Origin of the sequence: Curtobacterium sp. MEB011 (genome assembly GCF_030209655.1) — a bacterium.
Classification (GTDB): domain Bacteria; phylum Actinomycetota; class Actinomycetes; order Actinomycetales; family Microbacteriaceae; genus Curtobacterium; species Curtobacterium poinsettiae.
The window spans coordinates 171,749-190,117 of the sequence record NZ_JARVRN010000006.1 but is presented as its reverse complement, the minus strand read 5'-3'; the positions used below and the strand labels follow the sequence as shown (position 1 = coordinate 190,117).

18 protein-coding genes and 1 tRNA gene are annotated in these 18,369 nt (G+C 71.9%); 16 read left to right on the top strand and 3 right to left on the bottom strand.

The annotated features are described in order from the left end of the window. The first annotated feature begins 3 nt into the window (after positions 1-3). Positions 4-423, top strand: a complete 420-nt coding sequence (ndk, locus tag QRN30_RS08170) for a nucleoside-diphosphate kinase (RefSeq protein WP_017885984.1) — start codon at positions 4-6, stop codon at positions 421-423. Between the two features lie 14 nt (positions 424-437). After that, positions 438-1,286, top strand: coding sequence for a DsbA family protein (locus tag QRN30_RS08165; protein ID WP_017885983.1), 849 nt, complete (start codon positions 438-440; stop codon positions 1,284-1,286). A 68-nt stretch (positions 1,287-1,354) separates the two neighbouring features. Here the strand turns inward: QRN30_RS08165 and QRN30_RS08160 are convergent, their stop codons facing one another. Next, positions 1,355-2,218, bottom strand: a complete 864-nt coding sequence (locus QRN30_RS08160; protein ID WP_042538493.1) for a DsbA family protein — start codon at positions 2,216-2,218, stop codon at positions 1,355-1,357. A gap of 31 nt (positions 2,219-2,249) precedes the next feature. Continuing rightward, a complete protein-coding gene (locus QRN30_RS08155) occupies positions 2,250-2,852 on the bottom strand; it encodes a vitamin K epoxide reductase family protein (RefSeq protein WP_042538492.1) in 603 nt (200 codons plus the stop codon). A 347-nt stretch (positions 2,853-3,199) separates the two neighbouring features. Between QRN30_RS08155 and QRN30_RS08150 the strand changes: the two genes are divergently transcribed. Beyond that, positions 3,200-6,166, top strand: a complete 2,967-nt coding sequence (locus tag QRN30_RS08150) for an Rne/Rng family ribonuclease (RefSeq protein ID WP_284760840.1) — start codon at positions 3,200-3,202, stop codon at positions 6,164-6,166. Between the two features lies 1 nt (position 6,167). Next, positions 6,168-7,100 (top strand): hypothetical protein, encoded by a 933-nt coding sequence (locus tag QRN30_RS08145; RefSeq protein WP_159557723.1) that lies wholly within the window; start codon positions 6,168-6,170, stop codon positions 7,098-7,100. An 84-nt stretch (positions 7,101-7,184) separates the two neighbouring features. Here QRN30_RS08145 and QRN30_RS08140 read toward each other — a convergent pair whose 3' ends face one another. Next, positions 7,185-7,457 (bottom strand): DUF4031 domain-containing protein, encoded by a 273-nt coding sequence (locus QRN30_RS08140; protein WP_017885978.1) that lies wholly within the window; start codon positions 7,455-7,457, stop codon positions 7,185-7,187. A gap of 179 nt (positions 7,458-7,636) precedes the next feature. Here QRN30_RS08140 and rplU point away from each other — a divergent pair, with 179 nt between their 5' ends. The 12 genes from rplU (at position 7,637) to QRN30_RS08080 (ending at position 18,350) form a co-directional block, all read left to right on the top strand. Further along, complete coding sequence (gene rplU, locus QRN30_RS08135) at positions 7,637-7,945, top strand: 50S ribosomal protein L21 (RefSeq protein ID WP_027464715.1); 309 nt, start codon at positions 7,637-7,639, stop codon at positions 7,943-7,945. A gap of 12 nt (positions 7,946-7,957) precedes the next feature. Continuing rightward, positions 7,958-8,209: a 50S ribosomal protein L27 gene (rpmA, locus tag QRN30_RS08130; RefSeq protein ID WP_017885976.1), complete on the top strand. Its 252-nt coding sequence runs from the start codon at positions 7,958-7,960 to the stop codon at positions 8,207-8,209. A gap of 104 nt (positions 8,210-8,313) precedes the next feature. Next, complete coding sequence (gene obgE / locus QRN30_RS08125; RefSeq protein WP_214563446.1) at positions 8,314-9,891, top strand: GTPase ObgE; 1,578 nt, start codon at positions 8,314-8,316, stop codon at positions 9,889-9,891. 7 nt (positions 9,892-9,898) lie between these two features. Next, entirely contained in the window at positions 9,899-10,717 is an 819-nt protein-coding gene (gene proB, locus QRN30_RS08120; RefSeq protein WP_017885974.1) for a glutamate 5-kinase, read from the top strand. A 796-nt stretch (positions 10,718-11,513) separates the two neighbouring features. Next, the gene (locus QRN30_RS08115; protein ID WP_140449220.1) at positions 11,514-12,779 is read left to right on the top strand and encodes a glutamate-5-semialdehyde dehydrogenase; all 1,266 of its coding nucleotides are present in this window, start codon (positions 11,514-11,516) and stop codon (positions 12,777-12,779) included. 40 nt (positions 12,780-12,819) lie between these two features. Further along, positions 12,820-13,020, top strand: coding sequence for a hypothetical protein (locus QRN30_RS08110; protein ID WP_017885971.1), 201 nt, complete (start codon positions 12,820-12,822; stop codon positions 13,018-13,020). Positions 13,021-13,031: 11 nt separating this feature from the next. Next, on the top strand, positions 13,032-13,631 hold the full coding sequence (nadD, locus tag QRN30_RS08105) for a nicotinate-nucleotide adenylyltransferase (protein ID WP_082046874.1): 600 nt from the start codon (positions 13,032-13,034) through the stop codon (positions 13,629-13,631). Next, positions 13,628-15,160, top strand: coding sequence for a hypothetical protein (locus tag QRN30_RS08100; RefSeq protein WP_284760838.1), 1,533 nt, complete (start codon positions 13,628-13,630; stop codon positions 15,158-15,160). The genes nadD and QRN30_RS08100 overlap by 4 nt, the downstream gene beginning before the upstream one ends. 132 nt (positions 15,161-15,292) lie before the next feature. After that, positions 15,293-15,667: a ribosome silencing factor gene (gene rsfS / locus QRN30_RS08095; RefSeq protein WP_017885969.1), complete on the top strand. Its 375-nt coding sequence runs from the start codon at positions 15,293-15,295 to the stop codon at positions 15,665-15,667. A gap of 108 nt (positions 15,668-15,775) precedes the next feature. Further along, positions 15,776-15,848, top strand: a tRNA-Ala gene (locus tag QRN30_RS08090). 82 nt (positions 15,849-15,930) lie between these two features. Further along, positions 15,931-16,854 carry an aldose 1-epimerase family protein gene (locus QRN30_RS08085; protein WP_214584634.1) on the top strand — a complete coding sequence of 308 codons (924 nt, stop codon included), beginning with the start codon at positions 15,931-15,933 and terminating at the stop codon, positions 16,852-16,854. Continuing rightward, the gene (locus QRN30_RS08080) at positions 16,833-18,350 is read left to right on the top strand and encodes an anthranilate synthase component I family protein (RefSeq protein WP_284760837.1); all 1,518 of its coding nucleotides are present in this window, start codon (positions 16,833-16,835) and stop codon (positions 18,348-18,350) included. Before QRN30_RS08085 ends, QRN30_RS08080 begins: the two co-directional genes overlap by 22 nt. The last annotated feature ends 19 nt before the right edge of the window (positions 18,351-18,369 follow it).

Genomic DNA, 18,369 nt, shown 5'->3' with positions numbered 1-18,369 from the left:
TGCGTGTCCGACTTCGAAGAGACCCTCGTCCTCGTCAAGCCCGACGGTGTGGCCCGCCAGCTCACCGGTGAGATCCTCCGCCGGATCGAGGCGAAGGGCTACGAGCTCGTCGACCTGAAGATGCTCACGGCGCCGCGCGACCTGCTCGACGCACACTACGAGGAGCACCAGGGCAAGCCGTTCTTCGAGCCGCTCGTCGAGTTCATGCAGTCCGGTCCGGTCGTCGCCGTGCGCGTCGCCGGCAACGGTGCGATCGCGGGCTTCCGCTCGCTCGCCGGCACCACCGACCCCACCTCGGCTGCGCCCGGCACCATCCGTGGTGACCTGGGCCGCGACTGGGGCCTCAAGGTGCAGCAGAACCTGGTCCACGGTTCGGACAGCCCCGAGTCGGCCGCGCGCGAGCTCGCGCTCTGGTTCGCCTGAGCGGCGGGGACGACATGACGAACAACGACCGACCCACCAAGAACGAGCGGCGTCAGCACGCGCGCGAGGTCGCACGCCAGCGTGCCGACGCCGAGAAGCGCCGCAAGCGCCGCAACAAGTGGTTCCTGCAGGGCGGCATCGGCCTGGGCATCGTGGCGATCGCCGCGATCATCACCATCGTCGTGGTGAACGTGAACAACGCACCGGTGCTGTCCGCCGCCGGGCCGAAGAACATGGCCACCGGCGCGATCCAGTTCACCGGCAAGGACGGCAAGGTCACCCCCGTGACCACGCCGGCCGTGGCCGCGACGGGTTCGGCGTCGCCGGCCCCCACGGCGAACAGTGACGGTGCCGTCGCGGTCACCGAGTACGTCGACTGGGCCTGCCCCGTCTGCAAGCAGTTCGAGGGCGCCTACGCCGACCAGATCCTCGACAAGGTGAAGTCGGGCGACGCGACGCTGGCGATCCAGCCGGTGTCGATCCTCGACCGCAGCTACCCGGGCTCCCGGTACGCCAGCCGTGCTGCGAACGCCGCCATGTGCGTGGCGAACTACGACCCGGACAAGTTCCTCGACGTGCAGACGCAGTTCTTCGACAACCAGCCGGCCGAGGGCACCAAGGGCCTGACCAACTCCGAGATCGCGAAGCTCGTCAAGGCGGGCGGCGCGACGGGTTCGGACCTGTCCCAGTGCCTGTCGACCGAGCGGTTCAAGGGCTGGGTGACGAAGTCGACGCAGGCCGTCACCTCGAACGAGGCACTCGCGGGTCCGCAGGGGTTCGGCACGCCGACGGTCGTGGTCGACGGCAAGCGCCTCGACGACCTGAGCACGGTCATCACCGCGATCGACGCCGCGGCGAAGTAACACCTCGGCACGACGAACGGCCCCCGCTCCCGATGGGAAGCGGGGGCCGTTCCACGTTGCTCCTCGGGCTAGGACGCGCGGTCGTGCCGCCGGACGAACGACGCGAACGCCTCGGGGTCAGCGAGGGACGTCGAGCCGTCCGGGTCGTACTGCTCGCCGTCGACGAGGATCGTGGGCGTGCTCGTGATCCCGTCGAGCGTCGAGTTCGGCACCGGGTCCTGCACCGCCCGGTTCGTGGCGTCGGCGACCCACCCGGCGAAGCGCTGCCCGGTGATGCACGAGGCGACCTCGGGGGCCCTCGCCCCGGCTCCGCGGGCGAGGGACGCCAACTCGTCGTTGGTCAGCCCGCGGGTGTTCTCGGACGGCTGGTGCCCGGAGAGCGACGCGTTGTAGGCCAGGAACGCGTCCGGGTCGTGGTCGGCGACGCAGGCAGCAGCCGCCGCAGAGCGGGTGGAGTACCGCGAGCCGAGCGACAGCCGGTCGAGCAGCCCGAGCGGGTGCAGCTCGAGGGTGGCGGTCCCGTCCTCGACCCACTGCCGGATCTGGGGCATCTGGGCCGTCTCGAACTGGTTGCAGTACGGGCACATGTAGTCCGCGTAGACCACGATGGCGGTCTTCGAGCCGTCCTGGTCGGTCGGTGTCGGCGTCCCGCCGGCGGGGACCGCGCGCGTCTCGACGGGCACGATCCTGCCGTGCACACCGGTCAGCAGGACGCCGTCGCTCGCCGCGTTGCGTGGGCCGGGACCCGCGGGCTGCACCGATCCCGCCACCAGGACGACGACCACCGCGACGACCGCGAGCCCACCGATGACGGCTCCGCTGATGCCCAGCGTGCGGAGGCGACGGCGGCGCGACTGCTCCTTCGCCCGTGTCGCCCGCGCGCGTTCCCGTACGGCGTCCCGACGCGCCCTGCTGGTCTCCTGCTCGCTCATCGATCCCGAGCGTAGGGGCAGTCCGGACGGCTCAGAAGACGGTCAGGACCGCCGGGAACATGATGATGATCGTGACGATGATGACCAGGTAGTTGGCCAGCGGGAACGTCCAGCAGAAGGGCAGGAGCGTGCGCCCGACGCGCTGTGCTCCGGCGCCGAAGCGTCCCTGCGCCATGTTCCAGATCGTGAAGACCCAGAACATCGGGATCGTCATCGACCAGACGAGCATGCACCACGGGCACAGGGCGCCGATGACGAAGACGGTCTGCGTGAACAGCCAGGTCACGAACACCCACGCCAGGAACACGCCGGCGTTGAACGCGATCCAGAACCAGCGCGAGCCGTTCCGGAACCCGGCCAGCATCAGCACCGCGACGGCGATCGGGGCGACGAACCCCATGACGCCGAGCAGCGGGTTCGGGAACCCGAACAGGTGGCCCTGCCAGCTGGCCATCACGTCGGAGCAGTTGATGAACGGATTGACGTCACAGCTCAGGACGGCCTTGGGGTTCTCGTACTTCGCGAACTCGTCGAGGACGAGCCGGAACGCTGCGTACAGGCCGACGAGCCCGGTGACGAGCAGGAAGACCGCCATCGCGATCGGACGACGGGGGGCAGGTGCAGACGCGGTCACGCGGTCATCATCGCACGCGGGTTCCGGTGCTTTCCGGGTGTGGCATGCGATAATGCCTGGAGGTCGTGCGGCCAACCGCACACCGAAGAGAGCTTTCCGAGCGACGCCCCACCGGGCAGACCTCGGACGATCAGGTGCGGTGAGAGCGCACTGTGGTCGGGCAGCGTCACTCCGACGACGAGCCGACCCGGGCCGGGTGCCCGGACCGGAACGGGCGCGGACGCAACGAGAAGTTGACGCGGACCGGTCACGAGACAGCGAGCGCGGGGGCGTCGACGCCGCCCGCCACGACACAGAATTCCCGCCACCCGAAAGGGTGCGAGTGGGGCCGAGGAGTGCACCAGTCCATGGTGGAGCAGAACAACGACAACACGACCAACGACGAGAACGCGCCGAAGCGCCGGAGCCGCCTGTTCGGCGGTCGCCGCGCCCGGTCGTCCGGCCAGGAGGCCCGTGGGAGCGCCGAGCAGGCACCCCACGCCGACGAGACCCTCGCGCTGACGGGCGGCGCTGACGCCCGTCCCGCGGCCAGCGTCGAGTCGCCCGGTTCGCCGGACTCTCCCGATTCGCCGGACTCGCCCGACTCCCCGGCATCGCCGGCTTCGCCCGTCGAGCCGACCGACACCGGGGCGGTCTCCGTCGCGGTCGAGGCCGTCGCCGACAGCGGTGCCGAGCCGCACGACGTGAGCACGCTGACCGGTGACCTGCCGGTCGTGACGGGCGACCAGTCAGGCACCGTGACCGACGGGGCGGACGCGGACCGCGCCTCCCGTCCGACCGAGGCCGCGCCCACGGCCGAGGCGAGCGACGACGCGGCACCAGCCGACGAGCCGTTCGTGCCGAAGGCCACGAGCACGCTCAGCCTGATCTTCCACGCCCCGGTGCTGCCGGAGCTGCCGCAGCGCGCGCCCCGGTTCGAGCGCGACCGCGATCGTGACCGCGACCGCGACCGCGACCGCGACGAGGACGACCGCTACGACCGCGAAGACCGCTTCGACCGCGATCGCGACCGTGACGACCGCGACGACCAGGGCGGTTCCCGCCGTCGCTCGCGTCGCCGTGGCTCGAGCGCCGACCGCGAGGCCCGCGAGCCGCGCGACCACCAGGAGCCGCGCCGTCGTGAGCCGGAGCTCATCACCGAGCCGCAGCGCATCAAGGGTTCGACCCGTCTCGAGGCGAAGAAGCAGCGTCGTCGCGACGGTCGCGACGCCGGACGCCGCCGCCAGGTGGTCAGCGAGGACGAGTTCCTCGCGCGCCGCGAGAGCGTCGACCGCCAGATGATCGTCCGCTCCAGCTCGTCGACGATCGAGATCGGCGTGCTCGAGGACGGCATCCTCGCCGAGCACTACATCACCAAGTCCGAGAACGTGTCGCTCATCGGCAACGTCTACCTCGGCAAGGTGCAGAACGTCCTGCCCTCGATGGAGGCCGCGTTCGTCGACATCGGCCGTGGCCGGAACGCCGTGCTCTACGCCGGCGAGGTCGACTGGAACTCGGTCGACACCAGCCACGGTCGCCGCATCGAGGCAGCCCTCAAGCCGGGCGACAAGGTCCTGGTGCAGGTCACGAAGGACCCGGTCGGCCACAAGGGCGCCCGTCTGACCAGCCAGGTCTCGCTGCCCGGTCGCTACCTGGTCTACGTGCCGAACGGCTCGATGAACGGGATCTCGCGCAAGCTGCCGGACACCGAGCGTGCCCGCCTGAAGAAGATCCTGAAGGAGGTCCTGCCGGAGCACGCGGGCGTCATCGTGCGCACCGCTGCCGAGGGAGCGACCGAGGAGCAGCTCACCCGCGACGTGCAGCGCCTGACCAGCCAGTGGGAGGCCATCCAGAAGAAGGTCGCCGGTGGCCAGGCCCCGGTGATGCTGCACTCGGAGCCCGACCTGCTGATCAAGATCGTCCGCGACGTCTTCAACGAGGACTTCACGAAGCTGATCATCGACGGCGAGGCCGCCGGCGGCACCATCGACGAGTACCTGACGGCCGTCGCCCCGGACCTGAAGGACCGCGTCGTCCGCTACGACGGCCCCGACTCCTTCGAGGAGTTCCGCCTCAACGAGCAGATCGACAAGGCGCTCGACCGCAAGGTCTGGCTGCCCTCCGGTGGTTCGCTCGTCATCGACCGCACCGAGGCCATGACGGTCGTCGACGTCAACACCGGCAAGTTCGTCGGTTCCGGCGGCAACCTCGAAGAGACGGTCACGAAGAACAACCTCGAGGCCGCCGAGGAGATCGTCCGGCAGCTGCGCCTGCGTGACATCGGCGGCATCATCGTCGTCGACTTCATCGACATGGTGCTCGAGGAGAACCGCGACCTCGTGCTCCGCCGTCTGGTCGAGTGCCTGAGCCGCGACCGCACGAAGCACCAGGTCGCCGAGATCACCTCGCTCGGCCTGGTGCAGATGACCCGCAAGAAGATCGGTGTCGGTCTGCGCGAGTCGCTCGACGAGGTCAACGCCAAGATCAACGACAACAACGCCGACCCGGGTCCGAGCAAGGGCCGTCGCAAGGGTCGTGGCGGGAACGGCAACGAGAACGGCCGCTCCGGCAACGGCACCGGGAACTCCGGTTCGTCGGGTTCGTCGGGTTCGTCGAACGGTGGGTCGAGCCAGGCGCACCAGATCACCGACGACGTGAAGAACGCGCTGTCCCGGATCGCCGCCTCGACCCTGTCGCACGACGAGCAGGAGGCCGCGGCCGCCGCGACCGAAGCCGAGGCGCCGTCCTCGGCGGACGCATCGACCAGCACGGACAGTGCGGGCGGCGAGCAGCCCACCGGTTCGAAGCGCCGTCGCCGGGGCCGTGGTGGGCGCGGGGGAGACCGGCAGACCGCTGCCACCCCGGAGACCCCGGAGGCCCCCGAGGCCACCGAGGCACCGGAGGCACCCGCCGCCGAGCCCGTCGTCGAACCCGAGGCGCGCGCGCCGAAGGCCAGTGCGACGAAGGGCAGCGCCCCGAAGGCCGCCGCGCCGTCCGTCACCGAGCCCGAGGTCGCGAGCGCACCGAAGGCGAAGGCCCCGGCCCGTCGTCGCGTGAGCTCGAGTGCCACGGTGACCCCGACCGACAACTCGGTGGCGATCCTGGACATCCCGATCGCCGCAGCGCCCAAGCGCGAGCCCCGCGCGGTCGCCCCGGACGCCGAGTCCCTGCTCGACTCGGTGCTCCAGGCGCTCCCTGAGCCGAAGCAGCCCGGACAGGGGCGCTCGCGTTCCCGCCGGGTCTCGTCGCCGAGCATCAGTGCGCCGGCCACGCCGACGGAGGAGCCGGCCGACGACGCCGACGGCACCGACGGCGCTGTGATCCTGGGGAGCTGACGTGACGAACCCGGGCGACCCGCAGCAGCAGCGTGGGTACTACGGTGCGGGCTGGTCCCAGCCCGCACCGCCCGGCCCGGGTGGTCAGCAGCCGGGTGGGCAGCAGCCGCGTGGTCCGGTGCCGCCGCAGCAGGGTGGTGTGCCGCAGTACGGCCGCCAGCCCGGTGCGGGTGCGCCGTACGCCCCGCCGCGACCGCCCCGTGCCCCTGCCGACCCGCGGCGGGCCTTCGCGCCCGGTGCCTCGGTGACGAACACGGCCGGGGCGCTCATCGCGGTGGTCGCCCTGGTGCTCGTCGAATTCGTTTCCGGGCTCTTCGGCCTGCTCGGCACCTCGCTCGTGGTCAGCCCGTTCCAGCACTACGGCGCGGGGACGAGCCTGCTCGGCAGCTTCACGACCAGTGTCTTCGTGGCGCCGTTCCCGTACTACGCCGGGGCGTTCCTGGCCCTGGCCTTCCTGACGCCGATCGACCGCCGCAGCCCGCTGCCGAGGCTCCTGCTCCGCGTCGTGCTCGCCGGCGCCGCGGGCACGGTGGCCCTGATGCTGGTCGGCGTCTTCACCGGGTCCTTCGGCGCGGCCACCGCCGGCGGCTCCAAGCTCGTCATCGACGTGCTCACGCGTCCGCTGCAGAACGGGCTGCCGTTCACCGTGATGCTCCTGGCGACCGCCACGGCCGCCTGGCTCTGGCTCGGTCGCCCGCGCCGCGCCCGAGGCTCGTCGACGACCTCGGGCAGGCCGGGCACCGTCCGACCCGCCGACGCGGTCCCGCCGTCGACGATCCAGCAGCAGCCACAGCAGCAGCCGCCCGCACCCTACGGGCAGGGACGCGTCCAGCCCGACCCGCACGGCCAGTACGGCGGGCAGTACGGCGCCGGGCCGCGCTCCGACCAGCAGCAGCCCCCAGCGAACCCCTGGGGCGGCCCAGCGCCCCGCTGAGCCCGCTCGCGGGCCCTGTGAGCCGGCTGCGCACCGTGCGAGGTGCGGGCCGGGCAGACCCGCACCGCGCCTCCTGGCGGGCGCTCAGAGGCCGCGCTTGTCCCGCTGCGCCACGCGCAGCCCACTGCGGATCAACCGCAGCACGAGCTCGCGACCGGTGACGGCCGAGGCGCCGGCGGCCACCAGTTCGTCGTACCGCGAGAGCGGGACGTCGTAGTGGTCGTGGTCGAACGCGCGGGGCGGCACGCCGGCCCGCGCAGCGAACGCGTGGAGTTCCGCGTAGGATTCATCACTGACGAGGTGCGACCACAGTGTGTCGTGGGCGGGCCACGTCGGTGGGTCGATCAACACGGTCACCGTGCAATCGTACGGGTGTCGCCGTTTGACCGGACCCAGGGTGATCGAGTATTCTCGGTCCCTGGTGTCAGCGGGCCGTTCTGCCTGCGTCGCCGATCGGGCCCGGCCTTCCGGGAGCCGCTCGTGCAGAAGTGGGCACCCGAGACTTCCCTCAAGCAGAGTTACGTAAGGATTTCCACGTGGTTTACGCAGTAGTGCGCGCCGGCGGCCGTCAGGAGAAGGTCGAGGTCGGCACCATCCTGACCATCGACCGTGCCAAGGCGGACGACAAGGGCAACATCGACCTCGCCCCCGTGCTCCTCGTGGACGGTGACAAGATCACGTCGGCGGCTTCCGAGCTCGCGAACGTGACCGTCACCGCCGAGGTGCTCGACGACCTCCGTGGTCCCAAGGTCATCATCCAGAAGTTCAAGAACAAGACCGGGTACAAGAAGCGCCAGGGTTTCCGCGCTGAGCTGACCCGCGTCAAGATCACCAAGATCGCGTAAGGGAGTCAACTCATGGCACACAAGAAGGGTGCGAGTTCCACTCGCAACGGTCGTGACTCGAACGCACAGCGCCTCGGCGTGAAGCGCTTCGGTGGCGAGGTCGTCAACGCCGGCGAGATCATCGTCCGCCAGCGCGGCACCCACTTCCACCCCGGCGCCAACGTCGGCCGTGGTGGCGACGACACGCTGTTCGCCCTCTCGTCCGGTTCGGTCGAGTTCGGCACCAAGGGTGGCCGCAAGGTCATCAACATCGTCAACGCGTAGTCGTTCGAACGACTGCAGCTGGAGGGGCGGGCCGAGTGCCCGCCCCTCCTTCGCTTTTCCCGCCGACGATCCCGTCGGCACAACGAAACACCTGGAGTGGACCCATGGCGACCTTCGTCGACCGCGTGACCCTGCACCTCAGCGCGGGGCACGGCGGCAACGGCTGCGTGTCGGTCCGCCGTGAGAAGTTCAAGCCCCTGGCCGGGCCCGACGGCGGCAACGGCGGTGACGGCGGCGACATCGTGCTCGTGGCCGACCCGCAGGTGACGACGCTGCTCGGCTACCACCGCTCCCCGCACCGCTCGTCGAAGAACGGCCAGCCCGGCATGGGCGATCACCGCAGCGGTGTCAGCGGCGAGGTCCTCGAGCTCCCGATGCCCGTCGGCACCGTGGTGTACGACGAGTCCGGCGAAGTGATCGCCGACCTCACCGAGCCCGGCATGCGCGTCGTCGTGGCCCCCGGTGGACAGGGCGGCCTCGGCAACGCGGCGCTCTCCACCACGAAGCGCAAGGCCCCCGGCTTCGCGCTGCTCGGCACCGAGGGCTGGGCGGGGGACATCAGTCTCGAGCTGAAGACCATCGCCGACGTGGCCCTCGTCGGGTTCCCGAGCGCCGGCAAGTCCTCGCTGATCGCGGCGGTCTCGGCCGCCAAGCCGAAGATCGCGGACTACCCGTTCACCACCCTCACCCCGAACCTGGGCGTCGTCGAGTCCGGCGACACCCGCTTCACCGTCGCCGACGTCCCCGGTCTGATCGAGGGCGCGTCCGAGGGCAAGGGCCTCGGCCTGGAGTTCCTGCGGCACGTCGAGCGGTGCGAGGCGCTGCTCCACGTCATCGACTGCGCCACGCTCGACCCGGGCCGCGACCCGATCAGCGACCTCGACGTCATCCTCGGCGAACTCGAGCGCTACCCGGTCCCCGAGGGCCAGGTGCCGCTGCTCGAGCGCCCGCAGCTCATCGCCCTGAACAAGATCGACGTGCCCGAGGCGCAGGAACTCGCAGAGTTCGTCACCGCCGAGCTCGAGGGCCGCGGCTACCGCGTCTTCTCGATCTCCACGGCGTCCCGCAAGGGGCTCCGCGAGCTGACGTTCGCCCTGGCGGACGTGGTCGAGCAGGCCCGCGCCGCCCGTGCGGCCGAGCCGGTGCCGGAGCGCATCGTCCTGCGCCCCCGCTCGGTCAACGAGAAGCCCTTCACCGTGCGCGCCGAGGGCGGCGAGGAGCACCGCTTCTACCGTGTCCGCGGCGCCAAGCCGGAGCGCTGGGTCCAGCAGACCGACTTCACCAACGAAGAGGCGATCGGCTACCTGGCCGACCGGCTCGCGAAGCTCGGCGTCGAGGACGGTCTGTTCAAGGCCGGAGCCGTCGCCGGGTCGACGGTCGTCATCGGTGGCGACGGCGGCATGGTGTTCGACTGGGAGCCCACGCTCACATCGACCGCGGAGCTCATCACGAGTGCCCGTGGCACCGACGCCCGCATCGGTGCGACCTCGCGTCCGACCCGCAACGAGCGGCGCGAGGAGTACTTCGAGCGGATGGACGCCAAGGCCGCCGCCCGTGCCGAGCTCGAGCAGGAGCGCGTCTCCGGGCTCTGGGTGGACGACGACGTCGTGACCAGTGACCAGCTCGGCACCGGCGACCAGTTCGACGGCGACCAGGTCGAGACCAGCGACCAGAAGGACTGACCGCGGCATGACCGACACGACCGCCCGTACCGACCTCGGACCCGTCACCCGGCGCGAGGACATCCCGCGTGCGCGGCGGATCGTGGTCAAGGTCGGCTCGTCGTCGGTCAGCGGTGACGCCGCCGGGCAGATCGGCCCGCTGGTGGACGCCCTGGCGGCGGCTTACGGGCGGGGCACCGAGGTGGTGCTCGTGTCGTCCGGTGCGATCGCGACCGGGTTCCCGTTCCTCGGGCTCCAGGGGCGGCCGGACGACCTGGCCACGCAGCAGGCGGCGGCGGCCACCGGGCAGAACGTCCTGATGTTCCGGTACCAGAAGGAACTCGACCGGCACGGTGTCGTCGCGGCGCAGATCCTGCTCACGGCGGGCGACCTGCAGAACCCCACGCACCGGGTGAACGCCCAGCGCGCCATCGACCGGTTGCTCGCGCTGCGAGTGCTGCCGATCGTGAACGAGAACGACACCGTCGCTACCCACGAGATCCGCTTCGGCGACAACGACCGGCTCGCGGCCCTGGTGGCTCGGCTGCTCGGTGCCGATGCCCTGGTGCTGCTCTCCGATGTCGAGGCGCTCTACACGGCACCCCCGGAGCAGCCCGGTGCGACCCGCATCGACGAGGTGCCGTTCGGCGACGAGCTGGCCGGGGTCACCTTCGGGTCGATCGGCACGGCCGGCGTCGGTACCGGGGGAGCGGGGACCAAGGTCGCCGCTGCGCGGCTCGCGGCCGAGGCGGGCACCGCGGTGCTTGTGACCGACACGGCGCTGGTATACCGCGCCCTGGCGGGCGAACACGTCGGCACCTGGTTCCACGCCGCGCCGCGCCGCTGAGGGCGGGCCGGGCCGCGCGACTGGCAGCGACTGGTCACGGCTCCCCGTTGTGACGGCGCCGACTGGTCGGGGACCGTCGGCGCGGGCGTCGCGGAGCGACGGTCTGCGACCGCTCGGCGGGCGTGACGCGACGTGTCGTGACCGGCGGGTCCAGGCAGTCGACGGGGTGGACGCGACCGCCTGGAGGGCCGGTGCGGGTCCCGGGACCGGTGGCGGGCCTCCGGGCGGTCACGACTCTCTGTCGGGTCACCGGTGCGTGGTCGGGACTCGTCGCTTCGGTCGCCGCTGGGCGACGTTCTGTGACCACTCGGAGGGCGGGGGACGACGTGTCGTGACCGGTCGGCGGGGTGGACGCGACCGCCTGGAGGCCCGGTGCGGGTCCCGGGACCGGTGGCGGGCCTCCAGGCGGTCACGGCTCCCCGTCGGGACGGCGCTGACTGGTCGGGGACCGTCGGCGCGGGCGTCGCGGAGCGACGGTCTGCGACCGCTCGGCGGGCGTGACGCGACGTGTCGTGACCTGCGGGTCCAGGCAGTCGACGGGGTGGACGCGACCGCCTGGAGGGCCGGTGCGGGTGTCGGGACCGGTGGCGGGCCTCCGGGCGGTCACGACTCCCCGTCGGGTCACCGGCGTGTGGTCGGGAACCGTCGTTGCGGTCGCCGCTGGGCGACGGTCTGCGACCGCTCGGCGAGCGGGGACGACGTGTCGTGACCGACAGGAACGGCGGACCGGGCCTGGAGGCGCGGCGAGCGTCCGGCTCGCCCGTCACGACCCGGGTGGCGGACCTACAATCGGTCCATGTCGTCGATCGCGCCCGCCCCGACCCTGACCGACAAGCTCGTGGCGGCACGCGCCGCCTCGTCGGCGCTCGCGACCGCCACGACCGCGGTCAAGGACGCGGCCCTCGCGGCGATCGCCTCGGCGGTGCGTGCAGCGACGGACGAGATCGTCCGCGCCAACCACGACGACCTCGTCGCGGGTGAGGACGGCGGCCTGTCGTCGGGGCTGCTCGACCGGCTGCGGCTCGACCGGGTCCGGATCGAGGCCCTGGCTGCCGCGGTCGAGCACGTCGTCGGGCTCACCGACCCCGTGGGGGAGCACGTGCGCGGGTCGCAGCTGCCGAACGGGCTCCAGCTCACCCAGGTGCGTGTGCCGTTCGGTGTCGTCGGGGCCATCTACGAGGCACGCCCGAACGTCACCGTCGACATCGCTTCGCTCGCACTCAAGTCGGGCAACGCCGTCGTGCTCCGCGGTGGATCGGCGGCCCAGCACACGAACGCCGTGCTCGTCGCCCGGATCCAGGACGCGGTCGAGTCGGTCGGACTGCCCCGCGACCTGGTGCAGACCATCGACGAGTTCGGCCGCGCCGGCGCCACCGAGCTCATGCGCGCCCGCGGGCTGGTCGACGTGCTGATCCCACGGGGGAGCGCCGCGCTCATCCAGACCGTCGTCACCGAGTCGCAGGTGCCCGTCATCGAGACCGGGGCAGGCGTCGTGCACGTGTTCCTCGACGCGTCCGCGCCGGAGCAGCGTGCGGTCGACATCGTGCTGAACAGCAAGGTGCAGCGACCGAGCGTGTGCAACGCCCTCGAGACCCTGCTGGTGCACGAGGCGGCGGCCGAGCGACTCCTGCCGGTGCTGGCGGACCGGCTGCGGGCATCCGGCGTCACGCTGCGCGGCGACGACGCCACCCGGGCGATCGTGCCCGGGGTGCTCCGAGCCACCGACGCCGACTGGGCGACCGAGTCGATGGACCTCGACCTGTCGATCCGCGTCGTGCCCGACGTCGACGCGGCGATGGCGCACATCGCCCGGTGGTCCACGCACCACACGGAGTCGATCGTCACGAACGACGTCGACACCGCCGAGCGGTTCCTGGCGAGCGTCGACTCGGCGGTGGTGATGGTGAACGCCTCCACTCGGTTCACCGACGGCGGTGCGTTCGGCTTCGGGGCCGAGGTCGGCATCTCGACGCAGAAGCTGCACGCGCGCGGTCCGATGGGGCTGCCGGAGCTCACGAGCACGAAGTGGATCGTGCGCGGCTCCGGGCAGATCCGCGGCTAGACTGAACGGCGTCTTTCCCCGACCGAACGGAGCACGAACGATGACCCTCCTCGCAGAAGCTGCTGAGCACGCCTCCGGGGCGCCCGCGTTCGTGTTCCCCATGGTCGGCGCCCTCTTCTTCATCTTCCTCGGCTTCGTGACCTGGAGCTTCCGCGACGTGGCGTACCGTCACTCCCAGAAGTTCGAGGCCACCCGCCACAACGAGTCGGGTGTCGACGAGTTCGGTCACACCAAGATCTGACCGACCACTCGATGCTCGAGACCACCGGACGGCCACGCATCGGCGTGATGGGTGGCACGTTCGACCCCATCCACCACGGGCACCTGGTCGCGGCGTCCGAGGTGGCGCGGGCGTTCGACCTCGACGAGGTCGTCTTCGTCCCCACCGGGCAGCCGTACATGAAGTCCGACGTCACCGACGCCGAGCACCGGTACCTGATGACCGTCATCGCCACCGCGTCGAACCCGATGTTCACCGTCAGCCGCGTGGACATCGACCGTCCGGGGCCGACGTACACCGTCGACACGCTGCAGGACCTGCACGAACAACGACCGGATGCCCAGCTCGTCTTCATCTCGGGCGCAGACGCCGTTCAGCAGATCGTCGACTGGAAAGACCATGATGGACTCTGGGACCTGGCACACTTCGTCGCCGTGACGCGTCCGGGACACGCCTTGAGCATCACCGGATTGCCCGAGCGGGACGTAAGCTTGCTCGAGGTCCCTGCACTGGCCATATCGTCGACGGATTGCCGTGACCGGGTTCGACGGGGTTCCCCCGTCTGGTACTTGGTTCCCGACGGTGTCGTCCAGTACATCTCCAAGCACCATCTGTATCGGAGCGTTGCATGAGTTCGTCCGACGCGCAGCCGCCCCTGTCGCGGCGCCAGGCGCGCGAGCGGGAGCGTGCCGCCGCGGCCGGTTCGCAGCCCGCGACGCCGCCCCCGACCGTCGCCACGCCCGCGGCCGAGACCCCCGAGTCCCGTCGTCGCCCCGGGTCGCACGTTGCCCCCGCACCAGGCGGCCCTGCCCAGTCGTCCACGCCGGGTTCGGCGCAGGATGCCCCGGGCTCCGCGCCGTCCGTCCCGGTGTCGGCGCCCGCGGCCGGTGTGCCGCCGTTCCCGCCGGCGTCCGCGACCGAGATCGTCCCCGGCAGCGGTGGACTCACCCGTCGGCAGATCCGGCAGCTCCGCGCCGCCGAGCGCCAGGCGGTCCTGCCGGTCCCGCTGCAGAACCCCACGCCGCAGTCCTCCGACCGCACCGTCGAGGACGTCATCGGCTCGGTCGACACGATCGACCCCGCCGCGGCGCAGCAGGGCACTCCGGATGCCGAGGCCGAGCGCGACGAGCAGTCCGCTGCGCCGACGGTCCTCGACCAGGCCGCGGTCGCGCAGGCCACCGAGGCCGACGGGTCCCCGGACGCGATCGAGGCCCTCGACGAGGCCGCTGCGCACGCCGAGGAGCCCCGCCGCCACCGCTCGACGTGGTCGCCGCCCGCCGACTCCGACTCGGACGGCACCCACTCGGACCGCACCGAATCGGACGCCACCGAATCGGACGCCACCGACTCGGACGCCACCGACCCGGACGCCACCGCACCCGAGGCGTCGGTCCTCGACGCCCCGGCGGACGACGCGACCGACGATGCCCAGGCCGACGAGACGCCCGCCGACGCTCCGGCCGGGTCGGCCGACACCGCGCCCGGGTCGCGGCCCGCCGTCACGCCCGTCCCGATCCCGACGAACGCCGCAGCAGCGACCCCCGCGGTGTTCCCGCTGTCGCTCGACGCCGAGGACGACGACACGAACGAGGTCCCGCTGCCCGGCGCCGTGACCGAGGCCCCGAAGGCCACCGCCGCGTTCCAGCGGCCCACCGAGCCGAAGCCGGTGACCACGGCCTTCGCGCCGCCCGCCGGCCACTGGTCGCAGCAGGCGCACGACTCGAACGACTCCGAGGTGCACGACGCCGAGACCGGCACCCGCCGCGTCGCCGTGACGAACACCAACGCGATCATCCTGCCGAACTCGGCCCTGGCCGACCCGACGGGTGCCCTCAACGCGACGGGCGAGGTGATCCTCACCGGATCGATCGACCTGCCGGCGTCGCTGTCGTCGACCGGGTCGCACCGTCCGATCGACGGGGCCGAGGTCGACCGCCTGCTCGAGCAGCAGGACGAGCAGCCCGAGACCGACGCCAGTCCGGTGCGGGCGAGCCGTGCGGTGTCCAGTCACACCTCGACCCGTCAGGTCGTGCTCGCCGCCGCCAAGCCGAAGGAGTCGCGAACGCCGCTCATCCTCGGTGTCGCGCTCGGCTCGGTCGGCATCGCCGCAGCGGCGGTCATCGTCGTCGCCCTCGTCACCACCCATGCGTTCGGCGGCTGACCGCTGCCGTCCCCGACGACCGTTCTCCACCACCCCGCCGACCCCGGCCTGGCCGCTGTCGGCGGGGTGGCTTATGATCGTGACCCATCAAGCGAACCGGCTGTCCGTCGGTTCGACGACCGGAAGGAATCCGTGACCGCCTCCACTCGCGCACTGGAACTCGCGCAGGCCGCAGCACTCGCGGCTGACGCCAAGCAGGCCGAGGACCTCGTCGCTCTCGACGTGACCGGGCCGTTGCAGCTCACGGACGTGTTCCTGCTCGCAACCGGTCGGAACGAGCGCAACGTGCAGTCCATCGCCGATGCCGTCGAGGAGCGCCTCCTCGAGCTCGGTGCCAAGACGCTCCGCCGCGAAGGCCGTGCCGAGGGCCGCTGGGTCCTCATCGACTTCGGCGACGTCATCGTGCACGTCTTCCACGACGAAGACCGCCAGTACTACTCGCTCGAGCGTCTCTGGGCCGACTGCCCGACCATCCCGCTCGAGCTCCCGGTGGACCACACCGCCTGATCAGCGACGCGCCCGGGTGGCGGCTTCGATTTCGTTGCCCGGCGTTCGCATGGTGTACGCTTCTATGGTGCCTCCGGGGAACCGGTTGGTGCAGAAGCAACACGATCTGGGTCTGTGGCGCAGCTGGTAGCGCACCTGCATGGCATGCAGGGGGTCAGGGGTTCGAGTCCCCTCAGATCCACCCGAAACCCCCGTCGTTCCTCGGAACGGCGGGGGTTTTCTCGTGCGCCGATCGCCACCCGGTGGCCCGATACGCTGAGCGCATGAGCAACGACGCGCCGCTGTCCGGGTCCCCACTGACGATCGCCTCCGCCGGCTACACGGCCGACATCGCCACGGTCGGAGCGACGCTGCGGACGCTGCGGCACGAGGGTCGTGACCTGGTCGTGCCGTTCGACGCCGACCAGGTCCGTCCGGTCTTCCGCGGCGCCGTCCTGGCTCCGTGGCCGAACCGGATCGTCGACGGCGAGTACTCCTTCGGCGGCGTCGACCACGAGCTGGCCCTCACCGAGCCGGCACGGCACCACGCCCTGCACGGACTCGTCGCGTGGACCGACTTCCGGGTGCAGGAGCAGGCGGACGACCGGGTCGTGCTCGCCACGACCGTGCAGGCGCAGGAAGGCTACCCGTACCGCGTCGAGGTCACCGTGGAGTACCGGCTCGACGCCGAGGGGCTGCACACGACGATCACCGGGACGAACACCGGGGCCCAGGCCGCGCCGTGGGGCACCGGCCCGCACCCGTACCTCGTGGCGGGTGCCGGCACCGTCGACGACTGGACCCTGACGCTCCCCGCCGCCCAGGTGCTCGAGGTGACGCCGGACCGGCTCATCCCGACCGACCTGGTCCCCGTCCACGACGAGTTCGACCTGCGCACGCCCACGCTGATCGGCGACCGGTTCATCGACCACGCCTTCACCGGGTTCGACCGCGACGCCGGCGGACTCGCCACGATCGCCGTCACGGCGGCGGACGGTCACGGGGTCCGTGCGACCTTCGGGCCGGAGTGCGGATGGGCCCAGGTGCACACCGCCGACCACGTCGTGCCCGAGTACCACCGCGCGGGTCTCGCCGTCGAGCCGATGACCTGCGCGCCCGACGCCTTCAACGACGGCGAGGACCGCGGCCTCGTGGTGCTCGTCCCCGGTGCCTCGCACACCGCCGCATGGACGATCGCCGCGGTCTGACCGGTCCCGACCCCGGCGTCCGCGTCGAGGTCCGCCGACTCGACCCCGTCCCCGACCTGGCGGCCCTGGCGGCGCGGGTCTCGGGGGACCTGGTGTGGCTCGACTCCGGGCTGCCGGACGGTGCCCCCGCCACGGCCCGGCCCCGGGCGCGCTGGTCCGTGCTGGCCTGGACGGACGGGCCGTTCGCCGCTCGGTTCCGACACCAGGGCCGCCGTGCGCACCTGACGGTCGCCGCGCCCGCCGAGGGGTGGTTCGGGCGGGTTCGTTCCGAGGGCCGTCCTGCCTTCGCGGTGCTCGCGGACCTGCTCCGACGCACGCCCCGTCTGCCCGAGCCGGTCGTCGGGTGCGGGTTCGCGCTCGGGTGGGTCGGGTTCCTCGGGTACGAGCTCGGCCGCGAGTCCGACGGCCCGGACCGCACCGCCGACGGGCACGCCGACGCGGACCTGCGGTTCGTCGACCGTGCCCTCGTCGTCGACCACACCGGTGACGCGTGGGCGCTGGCGCTCGTCGCCGACGCCGAACCGGAGGCCAGTGCGCACAACCGTGCGTGGCTCGAGGACGCGACCGCCCGCATGCCGTCGGCCGATGTCGGCGACGCGGCCACGGGCCTCCCGGCCGGGGTGTCCGCGGCGACCGGACGCGTGTCGCGCGCCGCCTACGAGCAGGCGGTCGACGTGTGCCGTGCGGAGATCCGCGAGGGGAACGCGTTCCAGGTCTGCCTCACCACCGCCTTCGCGGTCGGCCAGGAGGCCCGTGGCGGCCCCGGTACGGACCCGCACCTGGACGAGTACCTGCGGATGCGGGCGTCGGACCCCGTGCCGTTCGGCGCGTACCTGCGGCTCGGCCCGCTGCGCGTGGCGAGCCGGTCGCCGGAACGGTTCCTGCGGATCGACGCGGCCGGAGCGGTGCTCGCGGAGCCGATCAAGGGCACCCGACGGCGACTCGCCGACGCGGCGGCGGACGCGGCTGCGCGGGACGACCTGGCGACGAGTCCGAAGGACCGCGCCGAGAACGTGATGATCGTCGACCTGCTGCGGAACGACCTGCTGCGGACGGCGGTGCCCGGGTCGGTGCACGTCGAGCGGTTGTGCGAGGTCGAGACGTACGCCAGCGTGCACCAGCTGGTGTCGACGATCGGGGCGGTGCTGCCGCCGGGGGCGTCACGGGCCGACGTGGTGCACGCGGCGTTCCCACCGGGGTCGATGACGGGTGCGCCGAAGCGCAGCGCCACGGCGATCGCGGACCGGCTCGAGGGGGCGCCGCGCGGGGTGTACTCCGGCGCGATCGGGTACTTCTCGGCCAGTGGGGCGGTCGATCTGTCGGTGGCGATCCGTAGCCTCGTGACCGTGCTCGACGCGTCGGGGGCGGTGCGTTCCCGGACGCTGGGAGCCGGGGGAGCGGTGACGTGGTCCTCGGTGGCAGCGGACGAGGCGGACGAGGTCGAGACGAAGACGCGGTCGGTGCTCGGTGCAGTGGGGGCGGCCGTCGGCTGGTGACCTGCCGCGTTTCGAACAC